The following is a 19,935-nucleotide window of genomic DNA, read 5'->3' as shown; positions in this document are numbered from 1 at the left end:
GCCTTTGGAAAGGATGAGCGGATTGACAGCATATTTTGAACAATTGGACAGCTCGCATTACAGGTTCAGTGACAAGGACGAGGCTATTTTGACGCTTCTGGCCGACCGCTACAAAGGGGCGAATCCGGCTGCCCCTTTTATGTACCGCGCTTTTTACAAAACAGGGATTTTGCAGACGGCCGACGGGATGTACGACATCAATCTGGCCGACAAGCTGCCTGACGCCCGAGTGGGCCAATATGCGTACGCCTGCGCGCTGGTATGGAGCGAGAGCGAGCGGAATCTGGAAATCGGCATCAGCTGTCTGGGGCCGCTGCGTTTTTACTTCAACGGGCAATTGGCGTACCGCTCCAATGTGATCGACGAAATCAAGCCGGATGCGAAAGTCAAGCTTAGTCTTGATTTCCGCAAAGGCTGGAACATGCTGGCCTTGCAGCTGCGCAAAACGCCCGCAGGCTTCGGCTGCCGGATCGGCGCCGAGGAGGCAAAGGTACGCATCCTGAACGTGCTCGCTCCGTTCGCGGAGCGCCAAGGCCAGGCAGGCTGGGTATTCTCCGAGCCTTGCGATGAAGACCTATTCGCAGGCGGGGCGTTCCCCGACCTGCTGTCGTCAGAGATTGGCAGCGGCGTGACCTGGCTGCCCCGTACGGGCTGGAGCCCGGAGGAGCAGGACAAGCTGCCGTGCGAGCGGCTGTTCGGCATCCGCCCGGGCGGCGCGGCTTACGGCTGGACCTTGGCCGCCGTGCCGGGAACGGGCGGCCGGCAAACCTGCCGGCTGGAGGGGCGTGCCGAAGGGCCTCTGACGGTATGGATCGACGGCGAGCAGGTGGCGGTATGCAAGCAGGCCGGAGATTTTCAAACGGACCTTGAGCTTCCTTCCGGCAAGCGCCAAGTGCTGGTCAAAAGCGTATGCGGAGCGGACCGCTGGGGCTTCTCGCTCCGCCTGTTTGCGGGCGGCGCTTTATGCGCTTTCGTGCAGCCGTGCCCCATTCAAGGGTACGCGGAGCCCTGGCTCTACGCCGGAGTCGTTGACGCGAACGATGCCGGAAAGCCTTCCGGCATTATGACGATGTCGCGGCTGCTGGACGAAGCGTCCGGCACGGAGAACGGCGGAGCGGGCCGGGTCTATTGGCAGCTGGACGCCCCCGGTGCGCGGCCCCGCCCGTTCTATGAGAATGCGATGCTCAGCAATAAATGGACGACGAGCGGAGCGACGAACTTCGGCCGATGGGATTACCCGCTGGGCGTGACGATGTACGGACTGCTGCAGACGGGCCGGGTGTTGGATCGCCCGGACCTCATCGAATATGCGGTTTCGCATATTCGCGCTTGTACGGACATGTACGAATACTCGCTCTGGGATCGGCAGGAGTACGGATTTCCGGCGCTGAACCAGCAGTTGGTGCTGATGCGCATGCTGGACAACTGCGGTTCTTTCGGCTCGGCCATGCTGGAAGCTTATCCGGACTGCGAGGATTCCCGCTTTCTTGCGATCGCTGACGTCATCGCCGATTTTATTGCCAACCGCCTGGAAAGAAAGCAGGACGGCGTCTTTTTCCGGGAATGCCCGGGGGAGTATGCGGAAAATACGATGTGGGCGGACGATTTGTACATGAGCACGCCTTTCTTGCGGAGATATGCCGCAATTAAGGGAAGCCCGGCGTTTTTGGACGAGGCCGCCAGACAGTTCCTGCTGTTCAAAAGCTATTTGTACATGCCCGAGCAAAAAATCATGTCTCACGTATTTGATTTTAAATACGGCCGGGCGACCGGAATTCCGTGGGGACGGGGAAACGGCTGGACGATTTTCTCCCTGTCGGAAGTGCTGGAGGCGCTGCCGCAAGCGCATCCCGACCGTCCCGCACTGATCGAGTTCTTCAATCAATTGTGCGAAGGCTACATGAAACTGCAGGGAGACAACGGATTGTGGCATCAAGTGCTGAACGATCCCGAAGCATATCAGGAGGCCTCGTGCACGGCCATGTTTGCCTATGCTTTCGCGCGCGGCGTCCGTTTCGGCTGGCTCAGCGACCCGGCGCCGTATATGAAAGCCGCGTTTAAGGCATGGGAAGGCCTGAGCCGGCTTGCGATCGACAGCCAAGGCAACGTTCACGGCGTATGCAGCGGCTCGCGGTACTCGTTTACGGCGGAGTACTACAAGGATGATTTGCTTACCGTCCTCAATGATAACCATGGTATCGGCATCATGATGCTGGCCGGAACCGAGGTGCTGAAGCTGAAGCTTTGGCAGGATGTCAGGGAGCATATTGCTCAAGCGTGAATAAAGTTCAGCCCATTTGCTTGTTTGCAAATGGGCTTTTTTTGCTGCGCCGGGATGGGGGTGGGGAGAGCGCGAGGGTGATGGATGGTTTGCTTGCGCTGCAACCGCCCCAAGATGCAAAGACGGCACAGGCCAGGCCGTTCGTGAGCGGGTTGGGAGCGCGAGAACCTGCTCTGCCGGAAACCCCGACCGCCGGAGCCGGCAGCACAATTTGCCTGGTTGCGCGCAGAAAGCCTGATAAAAAGGTCTTTTGCCTGCAGATACGCTGACAAACGAACAATTCCTGCAATTGTGGGAGGCTTTTCACCGAAATGGGCCGCTCCCAGCGAAAAAATCTGCACTTTCGCAAGCTGTTGAAAAACCCCCACGTTAGAGGAGATAGCCATAATCTGCCTGGCCGCACGAAAAAACCTGCAAAAATACATGAATTTGCGTCCTTGATCGCTGTCCACGAACAATTCCTGCAAAAGTGCAGGCTTTTCACCGAACACATAGACTCATGCTCACTTTCAGCGAAAAAGCCTGCACTTTTGCAGGTTTTTCGCCAAAACAAGCGAATTTCGGAGAAAAAGCCTGCACTTTCGCAGTTTTTTTCCTAGCAAGCTGATTTTGTCCAGTCGTGCAGTCCCACGACCTATACCTGGAGAGGCGCAAGCCCAGAAAAGGCGGCTGTCCCCAAATTAGCCGCACTCGTTCTCCTAGCCCTCGTAGAGTGTCGCGACTTGCTCGGGCAGCCTGCACTTTTGCAGACTTTCTTCCGGCCAAGACGCCTCACCGCCCCATTTTGCTGCACTGCAGCTCATGCTGCCAGGTGACGCGCCCCCTCTAGTTCCCTCGCCCCGTCACATTCGGCAATCTGACTTTCGCGGGCTTTCCGGTCTGTCAGTGCCGTTGGTTTCCCAACGGGTACCGGCATGCATGGCCCTATTGTGAATGCGAACCCCATATGAGGCCTTGTGGGGCAGTCGACTTTCCGATTCCGGGTCTTTCTCCGAACCAATGATTGAGGCGACCGGGCGGCGATCCTTTTTTTTCATAGCCGAATCGTGAAAAGCAAGCATGCAAATTGGCGAATCAATCTGTCTTCTGAACGCGGTCGCTCATCTTCGATGGAGGGCATCCTTTAGCTTTGCAGAACTCGAACGAAAAAAGAAAAACTTACGAACCTATGTTCTAATTTTTGTCGGTTTGTGGTATACTGGATCTATGAAAAACGAACCGAAATTCGGGTTACAGCCGGGGGGCCGCGTCCTGCCTGGAAGGTCGCTTACGGCAAAAAACTGACCGGCGATTAATATCCTGAGCGATAAAATAAATCTGAGATAGAGAGCAATAGCAAGGAAAAATCCGAAAAACGAATATAAGCTTGCACTAATCGCCGAATTTAGTCCAAAACCTATTAGATGCACAAAATATAGTGTTGTATAATGGAACTCGCACACAATATATTGTGCTTCTACATATTTTATCAAGATATGCTTGACCTATGTTGTTGCATAATTTTGAGGCCTATTGGGAGGGTGTTGTTGTTGGAAATGATGCAAACAAGGAAGAAGTTGGATGGTTTAAGCGAGAAAATCTTTTTGGACCGGTACGCGCTTAAAAATGCGGATACCAGCCTGGCCAAGGTTGGCGATACCGTGCTTGTTCTGACGAAAGATGATCCCAAATTTCCAGCTAAAGAAGTCGGCGAAATCATAAGCCGCGACGGCAAAACGGTCAAGGTGAGGACACGCAGCGGCGAAGTCGTCGAATCCGCGGTGGAGAAGCTCACTTTAAATATAGAAAAAACTCCCGAAGAAATGTGGGACAGGCTGGCGGGAGCGATGGCTTCCGTAGAGACGACCCCGGAGAAAAAGAAAGAATGGACAGAGAAGTTCCGGTACATTCTCGACGATTGGAAGCTTGTTCCGGGCGGCCGGATTGCGGCCGGTGCCGATGCCAGCGACGAGCTGACGCTGTTTAACTGCTACGTCATCCCTTCCCCGCAAGACAGCCGCGGCGGAATTATGAGCACATTGAGCGAAATGACCGAGATTATGTCCCGCGGCGGCGGCGTTGGCATCAATCTGTCCTCCTTGCGCCCGCGGCGTTCCGTTGTCAAAGGCGTTAACGGTTCTTCCAGCGGCGCGGTTTCGTGGGGCGGATTGTTCAGCTATACGACAGGGCTGATCGAACAGGGCGGAAGCCGCCGCGGCGCGCTTATGCTGATGATCAACGACTGGCACCCGGACCTGGAGGATTTTATTACCGTGAAATCCACGATGGGACAGATTACGAACGCGAACTTGTCCGTTTGCGTCAGCAACGGTTTTATGAAAGCTGTGAAAGAAGATCTGGAGTGGGAACTTGTGTTCCCGGATACGACTGATCCTGAATATAACGACAAGTGGGACGGCAATCTCGACGCCTGGAAAAAGCTCGGCAAAGAAGTTAAGCATTACCGCACCGTGCGGGCCCGCGACGTATGGCATACGATTATCGAATCGGCGTGGAAATCGGCGGAGCCCGGCGTTGTGTTCATGGAATATTACAACCAAATGTCCAACAGTTGGTACTTCAACCCGATCATCTGCACGAATCCGTGCGGCGAGCAGGGGCTGCCGGCGTGGGGCGTATGCAACTTGTCGGCCATTAATCTTTCCAAGTTTTACGATGCCGACAAGCATGATGTGGATTGGGAAGACCTGGCTACAGTCGTTCGTTATTCGACGCGCTTCCTTGACAACGTTATTGACAAAACGCCGTATCATTTCGAAGAAAACCGGCTCAATCAGCAGGGCGAGCGTCGCGTGGGCTTAGGAACCATGGGGCTGGCAGAGCTGATGATTAAGCTGAAAATCCGTTACGGCAGCCCGGAGTCGCTGCAATTCCTGGACAAGATCTACGGCTTCATGGCCAAAGAAGCGTATCTGGCGTCAGCGGAAATTGCAGGCGAAAAAGGCTCCTTCAAACAGTTCCATGCTGAGAAGTTTTTGCAAAGCGGCTTTATGAAAAACATGACTCAGGTATATCCCGAAGTCGGAGCCGCTATTCAAAAGAAAGGCATGCGCAACGTAACGGTCATTACCCAGGCTCCTACCGGCAGTACGGGAACGATGGTAGGCACTTCCACGGGAATCGAACCTTACTTCGCTTTCGAGTATTACCGTCAAAGCCGTCTTGGCTTCGATAAACAGTATGTGCCGATCGCACAGGAGTGGAAAGATCAGCATCCAGATCAGGACTTGCCGGATTACTTCGTCACCGCGATGTCGCTGACCGCGGAAGACCATATTCGTGCCCAAGCCGCTATTCAAAAATGGGTGGATAGTTCGATCTCCAAAACCGCCAACTGCCCGTCCGATTTTACGGTGGAAGAAACGAAAAGGCTGTACGAATTGGCATTCGATCTCGGATGCAAAGGCGTAACCATCTATCGCGACGGCAGCCGCGACGTGCAGGTGCTCAGCACCAGCGCTGAGAAGAAGGAAGAAGCTGCGGCGCCGGCGGAAAAATCGCCGAAAGAGCAGGAAGCCGAAACATTCGCCGACATTTCGAGTCAGCTCGCCGTCAATGTAGACGCGAAAACGGAGCAGGTTTTCGATAAACAATACAAACGCCGTCCGCAAGTATTGCGCGGCGCCACGTATAAAGTCAACACGCCTTTCGGCATGGCGTATATTACGATTAACGATATGAACGGCACGCCAAGCGAAATCTTCCTGAACGTAGGCAAGGCAGGCTCCGACGTATTCGCCATGTCCGAGGCGCTGGGCCGCGTGTGCTCGTTGTTCCTGCGGTACGGCGATCACGGCGATAAAGTGAAGCTGCTCGTGAAGCATCTCAAAGGCATCGGTGGCTCCGGCGCTATCGGTTTCGGCAACAACCGCGTCGAATCGATCGCGGACGCGGTCGCCAAAGCGCTCGAGCAGCACGACGAAGTGATGAACGAATCGGACGATGCGCGGAGTTTCGTGACCGCGACCAGCGAAGTGCCGGATGCCCCGGCACCTGCTGCGGCCAGCAGCTACAGCGACGGAGGCCACAGCCATAGCGCGCCTGTTCAGGACGCGTCCGCGTCGAAGGACCTGTGCCCATCTTGCGGCTCAGCATCCTTGATCAACAGCGAAGGCTGCAAGAACTGCGCCAACTGCGGCTACAGCAGATGTTCATAAAAGAAAGCCAGGGCGATGCCCCTGGCTTTTTTTCAGCTGTGTGAAATTCCAGAGCTGCTCTGGTTTTCACGTTGAAGTTAAGATAATACAAGAAAACGGGTCAAATTCTGGATAAACTCCAGGCTTTGACCCGTTACCATTTATATCTGAACGCAAGGATCCAAAGTGATAAAGTTTAAAGCAAAATAAAATTATTTGGGGGGAGAGACACGTGGCTTGACAAAAAAAGAGCCACATTAAACTGCGGCTCTCATAATAAACTTAACGCCCGCCAGTATTTGTAGCCCAGACGGGATACCAGCCTTTATCAGCGTGCTTTGTGTTATAAACAACTGCATTACCGTCATCTTGAACAACTAGAATGTCGCCAGAAAGGTCAGCTGGCACATTATTTCTTCCGTAATGGCCTGGAGCCCATAATTCGGGAGCAAATCTCCATATAGTATAGCCTTTTACCCTTTCTTGTAAACCAAGAGCTTGTGGGGAAGAAGGAGGTTGGTTTGCGGCGAAACCTAAATATTCGGGATAATATGATTTGTAATAACCAGCAGATGAATCATAATAATCAGCATGAAAATTAACAGTGTCTGAAGCCCAGAGAGACGTTGTGGTATTATTGAAATTCTTATAAAGTACTAGATTTCTATCGTTCTGAAAGATGAGGGAATATATACCATTATTCGAAGTTAACACTTGACCTTTTTCAAGTGTTTCACCAGCTACGAGCGTACTCTTTGCAGACGCTGCTGAGACAATAGAGAGCTGAAGCATGAATACCGCAAACAAAATTAATGAGATCTTTTTCATAATAACCTCTTTTCTAAATAGTATTTTAATTCTGGTGCAAAGCTTGTTATAAAGTTCAGTCCATACAAGTTCAGTAGAACTTCATACACTTCCTCCCTCTTTCCGTCTTATCCTAATTATTACATATACCATTAAAATAGTAAACGTTTAACTTGAGATGCTTAGAAAGCAACAAGAAGGATTGCCTTCTCCTCAAGATATGAAACGAAATATGACGGATGCTAGCAAAGATGCACTTATTGCTTCTTCGACGATTGAAATACTGGCTATTCGCAGTTTCACATGGGTAATATAAATCTATAAAACTTGGACAAGGGAATCGTGTTCGGTGAGATGAGCGGGTTGTGGCTCCAAACTGATCGCGGTTCTTTTTTGTTTTAAATTTCGACTGTTTTGAACTTCAGTCCACCTGCAATTAAATAAATCATCGTTTTTAGGTTTTTGACCGGCCTGTAGCCGCGCGCACGTCGTTTAGCGCTTTGAATGAGGCCGTTAATAGCCTCCATAATGCCGTTTGTCACTTTCGATGTAAACCATCGTAAGATTCCTTTTTCATGCTGACGAATGGTTTTCGCAGCCTTCACCATATCAGGGATTTGGCTGTGCGTCGCCCAGTAGTACCAACTGTCCAGGAACAGTTTTGCCTTCTCCGGTGTTTCCTAATAACGGAGCCACGCGTGTTTGCGGGCTCCGTTTTCTAATAAATTATGGAATATCACCGTTTTCTACTTTTCAGTATTAGTGAGTGTTATTTGAATTGATTGAGAAAATTGTTTCAAATCATCTATGGGGGCGCAGAATGATTAAGCGCTCCTTTTTTTATTTATTCTAGTGAGAAATACCAATGAAGAATTATATTTATTGATTAGACCCGAGCGTGATTATGCAGGTAGCATTGCTAGCGGCGAAGAGCAAAAAAAATCAAACTTTTACCGAAAGTAATTCTATTATTATTTTTCTATTTATCCTATAAAATATTTTGTAAGCGGATTCACAAGATACATCATGCCCAATACCAGAAAAAGTAGGAAGGGAGAAGATTATGGCGAAAATGAGGGTTTTAGCAGTCTTGTTAATTGTTACAATGCTTACAGGGTTAATCCCATTTACACCACCAGTCAAGGCAGTTGCGGCAGATAACAGTTTGATGCTGTGGTACAAGTTTAATGAGGGAAGTGGAACAACAGTTACGGATTACTCCGGTAACAACCGCAATGGCACCTTGAATGGTGGTTACACTTGGGGGACCGCGGCGAATGGATCGGGAGCGGTCGAACTGGACGGAAGCAGTGGTTTCGTACAAATGCCGAATGGTATTCTAACAGGGGTAACGGATATTACCGTAACGACCAGCGTCTATCTTGACGCAGCGAATGCTGACCCGGCCTGGATATATACTTTTGGCTCCTCTGAATACGCTGGTGCACCGAGTACAACGTATTTCGCACTATTGGAAGACGGGGGCGGGAATCTTAGAAGCACGATCTCATTAAACCGGTGGGAAAATGAACAAAACACAGCAAAGAGAGCGCCTTTAACCAAAGGGGTATGGAAAAACGTTGCTTTTACTTTGTCAGGAACAACAGGAACGCTGTATGAAGATGGGGTAGTGATTGCCCAAACGACAAATGTTACGAATGCTCCTAAGAATATTGGCGATCTGTACAACTATATCGGCAAACCTGAGTACTCGGCAGACAAGTATCTCAAAGGTAAAGTATCGGATTTCCGCATATACAACCATGCTTTATCCTCCAGTGAGGTAAAAAATGTCTGGATTGAGTCTTTAAATGATACGGATGCTGTCACAACCGTAAAAGGACTTCTTGACTTAGGGGATCTTTCTGCGGTAAAAGGCAATGTCAGTTTGCCTGCCGCATATGCCGGCGCCTCCATCGCATGGACTTCCGATAACCAGAGCGTTATCCAGAATGACGGTACTGTAACTAGACCGTCAGGTGTAAATACAACGGTAAACCTGACTGCTACGATAACCAGGGGCAGTGCAATCGATACAAAGATTTTCACTGCGAATGTATTGAAAAGCGGGACCGTATATTCCTTGGATTCCACTTCATACACGCTGAAAAAAAATACGACCCACGCAACGCTGTTAACTGTCACCTATGATGATTTATCTACGGCAAATGTCACCAGCAGTGCAACGTTTAGATCCTCGGACACAACGGTAGCATCAGTAGATGCCTTAGGTGTGGTTACGGGGATCAGTAGGGGAAATGCGACGATAACCGTAACATACAACGGACAAACATGGCAAGTATCTGTTACAGTAACTGAAGATTTGGTTTCATGGTACAAGTTTGATGAGGCAAGCGGAACGACGGCAGCGGACTCCTCCGGAAACAATCATCAAGCCACTCTTACTGGTGGAGCTTCTTGGGTTCGCGGAGAAATTGCAAACGCCGTAGACCTTAACGGATCCAATCAATATGTCGATCTTCCTGATGGGATTGTATCTACTCTCCAAACTTGCACCATTTCAACTTTAGTTAATTTGGATACGGTGAAATGGTGGAACCGAATTTTTGATTTTGGCTCATCCCAAACGAATTATATGTTTGTCACGCCAGAAGCCGGAAACCTCCGTTTTGCCATACGAACACCCGCTATTAATGAACAAATCATCAATGGAACATCGCCCGTTCCGGCTAGTTCATGGCATCATGTTGCGGTCACATTAGATGGAGCGACGGGAATTCTCTACCTTGACGGTGTTGAAGTAGGACGCAACAGCTCCATGACGCTCAAACCCTCGGATTTGGGCAATACCACTTCAAACTATATCGGAAAGTCTCAATTTAATGATCCGCTTCTTGATGGACGGGTGGATGACTTCCGTATTTACAACAAAGCCCTTACTTCAGATGAGATAAGTGCACTTGCTGCATCATCACTGGCTAATGTAGCAGTGACAGGTGTCAAGGTGGATAAAATCGGAGCAAGTGCTGTAGTTGGAGATACGATACAATTAACAGCTGCAGTATCACCTTTAAATGCAACAAATCAGGTAGTAACCTGGACCAGTAATAACCCTGCCGTAGCTACGGTAAACGCTGCAGGTTTGGTTACAGCAGTTGGAGCAGGCAATACAGACATCACAGTTTCAACTGCCGACGGAGGCAAAACTGCAACTTGCGTTGTGTTCGTAGCAGCTAGTGCAGATGAGCTTCAAGATCCAGAGATAGAGTTGGCAAAAAAGCAATTGGTGATTCCCAATGCAGGCGATATACGCGGCAACATCACATTGCCAAGCACAATGACGGTTGGAACGGAAACCGTGAATATCACCTGGACAACTGACAAATCTGATGTTGTGAATGTTAACGAACAGGTAAATGGAAATTATGATCATACACCTCCCGGTGTCGTTACAAGACAGGCAGCAGATACACAGGTATCATTAACCGCACACTTGACGCATGGAACAGCAACCGGAACAAAGGATATCATCATTACCGTTAAGGCAAAACCGGCACCGATCCATGAATCCGATTATGCAGGATATTTATTTTCATACTTTACGGGTGCCAATCGGCCTGATGCGGAACAGACTTACTTCGGATTAAGTCAGGATGGATTGCATTGGGACGCAATGAATGGTAACGATCCGGTACTGACTTCACATGTTGGAACCAAAGGAGTACGGGATCAGTTTATCATGCGTTCGCCTGAGGGCGACAAGTTCTATCTGGTTGCAACGGATCTTCGGATCGCTGATACGGATTGGGGTTCGGCACAAACATCCGGAAGCAAGTCGGTGGTCATCTGGGAATCCACTGATTTGGTGAACTGGTCCAGTGAACGATTGGTCAGGGTTGCCACGGATGATGGGGGAAATACATGGGCTCCTGAAGTTGTATATGATGACAAAACAGGAGAATATGTGATGTTCTGGGCATCACGAGTTGGATCGGATAACTATGCGAAACAAAGGATTTACATTTCCAAGACCAGGGACTTCTATACCTTTTCGAAACCTGAGATATGGATTGAAAGACCGGTTGATGTAATAGACGTAGATATAACAAAGTACAATGGAACCTATTACAGATTCTCAAAAGATGAGACACATTCCAATATTCTTATTGATACGTCCGATCAATTGTTGGGGAAGCCCTACAACGTACTTTCGTCCGATAGCGTTGGAGCGCAGCAGGGTGTGGAAGGTCCGGCAATTTTCAAATTCAACGGTGAGAATAAATGGTGCCTGCTGTTGGACAACTATGGCGGTGGAGGTTACTTTCCTATGGTATCCACTGACATCGCATCAGGGGTATTCAGGAAGCTTGCCCCTTCCGAGTATAGGTTGCCGCCAGGACCGCGTCACGGCACAGTAATGCCGATTACAAAGGCGGAATACGATGCCGTTAAGGCCAAATGGGGGGCATGGAAACCTGTGGAAGCTCCACAGCAAAACCCCGTACTGGAATATAAATTCGATGAAACTAAAACAGGCAACGCAATCCAGGATACCTCAGGCAATAACCGCACTGGCACCTTGAACGGGAATGCAACATATGTAACGGATTCGGATACGAAGTCACAAGTCCTGTATCTGGATGGTTCAGACGGCACATACGCAGCTTTCCCCCAAGGCTTCTTTGATGGGAGAGATACGGTAACGGTTTCCATGGATATCAAGCCGGTAACGGTAAATGGAAACTTCTTTACCTTTGCGATCGGTAAAGATAACAACAAGTATATGTTCTTCCGAACACGGAATACTGAACTGCGGAATGCCATTACAACAGGCTCATATGGCTCAGAGCAGGAGGTCAAAGCAACTACGGATCCCATAGCAGGCAAATGGATGAATATTAAGCTTGTCGTTACACCTACGAGCATGGCCATTTATAAGGATGGAAGATTGCTCAGTAAAAACAAAAATGTAAACATATCCATGTCCGATTTAGGCGAGGACTTACTGGCCTATTTGGGAAAATCATTCTATCATGACCCGTACTTTAAAGGCTATTTTGATAATATCAAGGTATACAACCGCGCGCTTACGGATCAGGAAATCGAAAGTGAATTTGGTATTAAGGATGATTCGGTAAAAATAATAAGCGCAGAAGATGTAACAATGACTACAACAGTTGGCCAAGCACCTCAATTGCCTTCAAATGTAAATGTGAGATACAGTAATAACACGACAGGCACCGTTCCTGTAACATGGGATGCCATCGATCCGCATCAGTATGCAAACCCAGGAGCCGTAACCGTACAAGGATCTTTATATGATAATGAGTACGGGAATCCACTTATAATGAACCGAGCAGATCCATATATTTATAAGCATACAGATGGTTATTACTACTTTACTGCTTCATATACGGACGGCTCAGAAGGTCACAACAATGTAGGCATGTACCAGTATGACCGAATCATACTGAGAAGAGCAACAACGATACAGGGACTTGCCACTGCTGAGGAGAAGGTAATCTATACAAAGGACCCCATTAACGGGAATCAAAGCCCCCATGTTTGGGCACCTGAAATCCATTATATGGATGGAAATTGGTATATCTATTATGCGGCCACAATATCCAATACCGATATTTGGCAGATCCGTCCACAAGTACTCATGTGTCCAGGAAATCTGGACCCTATGGTAAAAGAAAATTGGCAGTATATGGGGCAGATGCAGAAGACCAATCCGTCAGACATGGCTTTTAATGGGTTTTCTTTAGACGCAACAACCTTTGAACATAATGGAACGAGATATCTTGTATGGGCTCAGATTGATTCTGTTTCAAATTTATATATAGCAAGAATGAAGGATCCATTAACGATCGATACGAATGCAGTAAAAATATCATCCCCCCTATATGATTGGGAAAAACATGGATATGAGGTTAATGAGGGACCAAGTGTCCTAAAGAAAAACGGAAAAATATTCATTTCCTATTCCGCAAGTGCTACGGATGCCCTTTACTGCCTTGGACTTTTAACGGCTTCCGATACAAGTGATTTGCTGAACCCTAGTTCGTGGGAGAAGTCACCTAATCCGGTATTTAAATCCGATGCTGCAAACGGGCAATATGGACCGGGACACAATAGCTTTACAGTGTCCGAGGATGGTAAGGATGATATTCTTGTCTACCATGCGCGTGAGGAAGAAAAGTACATCGGCAATGGTTATGAACCGTTATATGATGCAGGCAGGCATACCAGAGTTCAGAAATTGTATTGGAACAGTGATGGTACACCGAACTTTGGAGCACCTGTTGCTGATGGAAAAGTGCTGTCATCTGTGAAAGCTAAAGTCAAGATTATAGTTGCAGAACCATCCCAAACAAATCCTGTGCTGGAATATAAATTCGACGAAACAAAAACAGGAAACGCAATCCGGGATACCTCAGGCAACAACCGCACAGGCACCTTGAACGGGAATGCAACATACGTAACCGATTCGGATACGAACTCACAAGTCCTGTACCTGGATGGTTCGGACAGCACATATGCAGCTTTCCCCCAAGGCTTCTTTGATGGAAGGGATACGGTAACGGTTTCCATGGATATCAAGCCGGTAATGGTAGATGGAAACTTCTTTACCTTTGCGATCGGTAAAGATAACAACAAGTATATGTTCTTCCGAACACGGAATACTGAACTGCGGAATGCCATTACAACAGGCTCATGGGGCTCTGAGCAGGAGGTCAAAGCCACTACGGATCCTATAGCAGGCAAATGGATGAATATCAAGCTTGTCGTTACACCTACAAGCATGGCCATTTATAAGGATGGAAGATTGCTCAGTAAAAACAATCATGTAAATATAGCCATTTCCGATTTAGGCGAGGACTTACTGGCCTATTTAGGAAAATCATTCTATAATGACCCGTACTTTAAAGGCTATTTTGATAATATCAAGGTATACAACCGCGCGCTTACGGAAACAGAAATCGCCAAAGAATTCAACATTACGGATATTCCACTGATTAAGGGTGCGTCAGCAGACGGCTACAGTATTGTTACAACGAAAGCCGATGCGGCGAACCATAAGGCTACGGTATATTTCAGCCGCAGCAACAGCACGAAAAAAGATTTGAAACAAGTGCCGCTAACCTACGTGCTGTCCGAAGGGTGCACGATGGATGGAACAAACGGTCAGACTGTGGATCTATCGAATCCTGTTTCCGTTACCATCCATTTACCGGATCAAAGTACGCAGGTATGGACCGTGCAAGGCGTATTTGCCAACAATCCGGCTTTGGGCGGTCAATTTGCAGATCCTGATGTTGACGTTTTTAACGGGAAATTCTACATCTACCCGACAACCGACGGATTTGAAGGCTGGAACGGAACACAATTCCACGTATTCTCGTCCGATAATATGACGGCTTGGAAAGATGAAGGAGTTATTTTGGATGCGGGAGCAGGCAAAGACGTCCCTTGGTCGATCGGAAGCGCATGGGCGCCAACCATTGAAGAAAAGAACGGAAAATATTATTTCTACTTCTGTGCGAAGCGTCAAGATGGAGCTTCCTTAATCGGCGTAGCTGTAGCTGACAGCCCGACGGGTCCATTTATAGCGCAAAGCACACCGTTGATAACTCCTGAGATCGTGAAGAATGCCGGTATTACAACCATGTGGCAGACCATCGACCCCTCCATCTTCACGGATGACGATGGTACTTCCTATATGACTTTTGGTAACGGATCTCCTGCCATCGTTCAGCTCAATGATGATATGGTAAGCTTAAAACCGGGAACGATGAGAAGCCTGACCGGAGCAACCGATTTTAGGGAATCCATGGTAGTCATAAAGAGAAACGGAGTTTACCACTTTACTTGGACGTGCGATGATGCAGGCAGTGAAAACTATCATGTCAATTACGGTACGTCAAGCAACCTGCATGGTCAAATTGATTTCAAGTATACGTTGTTGGCGAAGGACACAAGCAAAGATATCCTAGGTACAGGACACCAGTCAATCGTCAAGGTGCCCGGCAAGGACGAGTATTATATCGCCTACCATAGGTTTGTAACGCCATTGGGACAGTACACCAGCGGATTCGGCTTCCATCGGGAGACTAGCATCGATAAGCTGGAGTTTAATGCAAATGGGTTGATGAAAGTTGTAACGCCAACCCTGGAGGGTATTACCCAACCTGTAATAGCCGTACCCGTAACAGGTATAACCGTAACGGGCGGAACGACTGTAGAAGCAGGTAAAACGCTTCAAATGAATGCTTCCGTAACACCGGAGAATGCAGCGAACAAGACGGTTACATGGAGTGTTGTAAATGGAACCGGTCAGGCAACAATCGATATAACCGGATTGTTAACAGCGAATGGCGCCGGAACCGTTACAGTTAAGGCTACAGCGAACGATGGTTCAGGCGTTGTAGGAGAATGTGATATTACCATAACTGCTAAACCATCACCAACACCTACGCCAACATCTACGTCAACACCTACTTCAACGCCAGCACAACCAGAACCAACACGAACTCCTGGCAAAGTTGAGGTGGCCCCGCCAGTTGTTGATCAAGCAACAGGCACGGCAACGGCAACTGTCGATTCAGCTGCCTTGGATAAGGCACTTCAAGAGTCCAACGTTGCGTTGGTTGAAATACCAAAGGCTGAAGGCGCAAATTCATTCGTTATCAGATTGCCGGCTCCGGCTCTGGCATCCACGGATGCTGCAAAGATAGTAAAATTGAAAACAGAAACAGCTGATTTAGCGGTTCCTACCAATATGCTGGAGGCATCCGAATTAGTTGGGGCAGATAAGGTTGACATTGCGATAGGAAAAGCGGATACCTCAAAGCTCGACAGTGAGACAAAAGCCGCCATCGGCGAAAGGCCTGTCATTGAGCTTAACCTTAAGGTTGATGGTACAACAAGGTCATGGAGCAATCCAAATGCACCTGTTACCGTAACAATACCCTATACTCCAACCGCTGCTGAATTGGCAGATCCTGAACATATTACGGTATGGTATATTGACGGAAACGGGAAAGCTGTTGCAGTGCCGACAGCCAAATACGATCCGGAGTCCGGCAAAATCACCTTCATTACCACATATTTCAGCAGGTATGCCGTAACGTATGTGAATGACTCTTTTAGCGATATTAACAACTACCCATGGGCGAAGAAGGCCATCGAGGTCATGGCTTCCAAAGGGGTAATCAACGGAGTGGCTGCAGACCGTTTTGCGCCGGACCGTGATATTACGAGAGCAGACTTCGTGTTCATCTTGGTAAAAGCCCTCGGACTTTCTGCAAAGACAGACAGCAATTTTACTGGTGTACGGCAGGACGCTTATTATGCAGATGCTCTTGCAGTGGCTAAAAAACTTGGAATCGCAGCTGGCGTCGGAGACAACAGGTTCAATCCCGATGAGAAGATATCCAGGCAGGACCTGATGATACTGATTGACCGCGCGATGAAAATCGCCAAGAAGGAACTGGCCGCAGGTTCGGATGCGGATCTTGCCCAATTCGAGGATCATGCAAGTGTTGCACCCTATGCAGCACAAAGCGTATCAACCCTAATCAAGAACGGAATTGTTACTGGTGATGGAGCAAAAATAAATCCTCTAGATACCGCTACAAGAGCGGAAGCAGTTGTTCTGATCTACAGAATATACAACAAGTAGAATCTGTAGGAATCTGTAAAATTGATCATCAAACATTCCCTATCACCAAACAAGCCCGGGTATGAACATGAACCCGGGCTTGATATTGAATACCCCCAATACAATCAAACGGATCTGAGAAGGGTATCTCTTATTATTAATGATTTATCGGATATTTCAATTTTAGAAAGTCAAAGTCAACTTTGGGTAATATATTTAGCTAATAATCCGTTCCTATGAGGAAAATATTCGAGGCATTACATGCAAAAGTAACATGGGTGAATGATACTCGTTCGATTACTGCAGCTAAATCAGATTTGTCATTAAAACTTCGGGTAGGTTCTAATGAAGTGGAAATTAATGGCGAAGTAGGAACTAGATACAGAAGTTCAAATAATCAACGGAAGTATATTTGTCCCATCCCAATAAGGCTCGTCAGTGAAGCATTAGGCGCTGAGGTCAAATGGGATACCTTAAACAAGACAGTCGTAATAACAACCAATTAGTAACAATATTGAAGGAATGATTAGGATCAAATAAAGCTTTGTATAATTATGTATAAGTATAATTATTTTAAATATTTTTTTCTAACGAATTCTGCAACAAATACTTCATCTTCGCCACTGGCGAGTGTAGTTTCTAACGAATTCTGAAACAACTAAAACGGAGCCACGCGGGTTTGCGGGCTCCGTTTTCTAATTATTTCTGGAATATCACATTTTTTTCTTCATTGTTTTTGTGTGGAGTCATAATTTTTGAGGAAATTTTCAGAATTATTGAGACTGGATTTTCAGAATTGATGAGAAATATTGCTTCCATTTAAAAAAATCCAATTTGGTTTCCAAAGTAAGTTACTCCATCTGATGACTTCATTATCAATTACGTTATCATGAATTAGAGCTTTGCACCACAACCTTTTCTCCACTGTTCATAGATGCCATCATCGTGATTCACCGAGCTATATGAGAATAGATCAATAATCGATGAGAATACGTCATTGTTTTGAAAAAATTGATATCTTATAATAGCTTTAACGAAACCGAATGAAAACGCTACCAAAACAAGGTACGTCCTCAAATTCATCGATGACCTTTTGCGCTGGAGTAGAGTGAAACTGCCATTTCGACACTTCATATTTTTTTTGGATATCGTTATTTGTCAATAATACGTTGAATATAAAATAGGGGGCCTGACATGGTACGAATAGAAAAATACAGCAAGAAAAGCATCTCAACAATAAAATTCCTCTTTATTATGCCTTTTATGGTTTTACTTGGTGTCTTTGCATATTACCCGCTATATGGTTGGGTTTATGCATTCTTTGACTATACGCCGCCGATTCCGCTGTCCCAATCGCCGTTTGTTGGTCTGAAGTGGTTTCATACCTTGGTCGAAAACCAAGTAAAGATCGATCAAACGCTTCAAATACTCAAGAACACGTTTGGGATGAGTGGCTTGAATCTGCTATTCTCCTGGCTTCCAATGATTTTTGCCATATTCCTGACGGAGATCAAATCCGTACGTTTCCGGAGGTTTATACAGACGGTAACAACCTTGCCGAACTTCATCAGCTGGGTATTGGTCTATTCACTGGCATTTTCAATGTTCTCTAGTGAAGGTATAGTCAACGGCCTTTTGAAACAACTTGGATTTATCGATTCCCCGATATTACTTCTTCAAAACTCCGACCATGTTTGGATTATGATGTGGATTTGGACGACTTGGAAAACATTGGGTTGGTCAGCCATATTGTATATAGCGGCGATTATGAGTATTGATGATTCTCTATATGAAGCGGCCTATGTAGACGGCGCGACAAGAATGCGGGTGATCTGGCATGTAGTATTGCCGAGTATGGTGCCGACCTATTTTGTTTTGTTGATGCTGCAAATTGCGAGTTTTCTGAATAATGGCTTGGAGCAATATTTCGTATTTCAAAATGCATTTAACAAGGATTCCATACAGGTTTTAGACTTATATGTTTACAACCTAGCAATGGGAGGCGGCAGCTATTCCGTGTCCGTCGCGATCAGTATGCTAAAGAGCTTGATTAGTGTTGTACTTCTCTTTTCTGTGAACGGACTATCAAAAAGACTAAGAGGAGAGAGTATTGTATGAGTGATAAAGCAGTAGGGCTGGCGCCGAATGATAAAGTGCATGGCAGCCATCTCACTAGAAAAATTAAAGTCCAGGTCAGCCCAACAGACAAAATGATTACTGTTTTAATATATTTCCTGTTTTCCCTGTATGCGCTTATTTGTGTATATCCATTTTACTCAATCATTATTAATACGATAAGTGCAAACGATATCAGTGCCAAAGGTGATGTTATCTTTTACCCGATAAATATCCAATTTCATAACTACGTGGATGCGTTTAAAATACCGGGGTTGTGGGATGCAGCCATTGTATCTGTAGGAAGGACCGTGATTGGAACCACTTTGACGGTAGGGGCTTCCGCCTTTCTGGGATTCATGTTTACCCAGGAGGACATGTGGAGGAGAAAATTATGGTATCGCTATACGGTTTTAACCATGTTTTTTAATGCCGGGGTTATTCCATGGTATTTGACAATGAGGTCTTTGCATCTGACAAACAATTTTTTGGCCTATATTCTGCCGACAATCGTAGCTCCGTTTTTCATCATTCTTGTAAAGACTTTCGTGGAATCAACGCCGAAGGAATTGCAACATGCGGCAAGTATCGACGGGGCCGGGACCATGACCCTTTTTTTCAAAATCATGTTGCCGATCTGTAAGCCCATATTGGCTACAGTTGCCATATTCGCTGCAGTGGATCAGTGGAACTCCTTCCAGGACACGTTGTTGTTGGTCACGGAGAGCAAACTATATAGCTTGCAGTTTATTCTATATAACTATATTAATCAGGCAAGTTCCATATCCAGCATGGTAAACCTGCAGAATGCCGGTTCGACAGCGATAACAAGTCTGGCAACAAAGCAAACCACTACTTCAATTCGAATGACGGTGACCATTATTGTTGTAGCGCCCATTATGTTGGTTTATCCGATTTTCCAAAGGTTTTTTGTAAAGGGGATTATGATCGGTGCAGTGAAAGGATAA

8 protein-coding genes and 1 pseudogene are annotated in these 19,935 nt (G+C 47.1%); 6 read left to right on the top strand and 3 right to left on the bottom strand.

Going from position 1 to position 19,935, the window contains the following annotated elements; translation table 11 throughout:
• The first annotated feature begins 22 nt into the window (after positions 1–22).
• Positions 23–2,281: a glycoside hydrolase family 88/105 protein gene (locus AC3G2T_RS05020; protein WP_488434748.1), complete on the top strand. Its 2,259-nt coding sequence runs from the start codon at positions 23–25 to the stop codon at positions 2,279–2,281.
• Here AC3G2T_RS05020 and AC3G2T_RS05015 read toward each other — a convergent pair.
• The gene (locus AC3G2T_RS05015; protein WP_474679316.1) at positions 2,272–2,772 is read right to left on the bottom strand and encodes a hypothetical protein; all 501 of its coding nucleotides are present in this window, start codon (positions 2,770–2,772) and stop codon (positions 2,272–2,274) included. The two genes, AC3G2T_RS05020 and AC3G2T_RS05015, sit on opposite strands and share 10 nt — an antisense overlap.
• 1,044 nt (positions 2,773–3,816) lie before the next feature.
• Between AC3G2T_RS05015 and AC3G2T_RS05010 the strand changes: the two genes are divergently transcribed.
• Positions 3,817–6,438, top strand: a complete 2,622-nt coding sequence (locus AC3G2T_RS05010; protein ID WP_474679828.1) for an adenosylcobalamin-dependent ribonucleoside-diphosphate reductase — start codon at positions 3,817–3,819, stop codon at positions 6,436–6,438.
• Positions 6,439–6,699: 261 nt separating this feature from the next.
• On the opposite strand, the gene AC3G2T_RS05005 is transcribed toward AC3G2T_RS05010, so the two are convergent.
• Both AC3G2T_RS05005 and AC3G2T_RS05000 read right to left on the bottom strand, forming a co-directional pair.
• Positions 6,700–7,245, bottom strand: a complete 546-nt coding sequence (locus tag AC3G2T_RS05005; RefSeq protein ID WP_474679315.1) for a hypothetical protein — start codon at positions 7,243–7,245, stop codon at positions 6,700–6,702.
• Between the two features lie 377 nt (positions 7,246–7,622).
• Positions 7,623–7,889 (bottom strand): annotated as a pseudogene (locus AC3G2T_RS05000) (ISL3 family transposase); the annotation flags it as partial.
• Between the two features lie 398 nt (positions 7,890–8,287).
• On the opposite strand from AC3G2T_RS05000, the gene AC3G2T_RS04995 reads away from it, so the two are divergent.
• From AC3G2T_RS04995 to AC3G2T_RS04980, 4 genes are all read left to right on the top strand, one after another.
• Positions 8,288–16,873 (top strand): family 43 glycosylhydrolase, encoded by an 8,586-nt coding sequence (locus tag AC3G2T_RS04995; protein ID WP_488434747.1) that lies wholly within the window; start codon positions 8,288–8,290, stop codon positions 16,871–16,873.
• Between the two features lie 215 nt (positions 16,874–17,088).
• On the top strand, positions 17,089–17,358 hold the full coding sequence (locus tag AC3G2T_RS04990; protein WP_488434746.1) for a copper amine oxidase N-terminal domain-containing protein: 270 nt from the start codon (positions 17,089–17,091) through the stop codon (positions 17,356–17,358).
• 688 nt (positions 17,359–18,046) lie between these two features.
• Positions 18,047–18,970, top strand: coding sequence for an ABC transporter permease subunit (locus AC3G2T_RS04985; protein ID WP_474679312.1), 924 nt, complete (start codon positions 18,047–18,049; stop codon positions 18,968–18,970).
• Positions 18,967–19,935, top strand: coding sequence for a carbohydrate ABC transporter permease (locus tag AC3G2T_RS04980; RefSeq protein ID WP_474679311.1), 969 nt, complete (start codon positions 18,967–18,969; stop codon positions 19,933–19,935). Before AC3G2T_RS04985 ends, AC3G2T_RS04980 begins: the two co-directional genes overlap by 4 nt.

The organism is Paenibacillus sp. sgz302191 (assembly GCF_057749925.1).
Note: the sequence above shows the minus strand (reverse complement) of the source record. Positions and strands in the feature narration are given on the sequence as shown.

Bases quoted from the DNA above. Each gene is read 5' to 3' on its own strand.
- AC3G2T_RS05010 (WP_474679828.1), top strand. From the start codon at position 3,817: ATGATGCAAACAAGGAAGAAGTTGGATGGTTTAAGCGAGAAAATCTTT.
- AC3G2T_RS05005 (WP_474679315.1), bottom strand. From the start codon at position 7,245: ATGAAAAAGATCTCATTAATTTTGTTTGCGGTATTCATGCTTCAGCTC.
- AC3G2T_RS04995 (WP_488434747.1), top strand. From the start codon at position 8,288: ATGGCGAAAATGAGGGTTTTAGCAGTCTTGTTAATTGTTACAATGCTT.
- AC3G2T_RS04990 (WP_488434746.1), top strand. From the start codon at position 17,089: ATGAGGAAAATATTCGAGGCATTACATGCAAAAGTAACATGGGTGAAT.
- AC3G2T_RS04985 (WP_474679312.1), top strand. From the start codon at position 18,047: ATGGTACGAATAGAAAAATACAGCAAGAAAAGCATCTCAACAATAAAA.
- AC3G2T_RS04980 (WP_474679311.1), top strand. From the start codon at position 18,967: ATGAGTGATAAAGCAGTAGGGCTGGCGCCGAATGATAAAGTGCATGGC.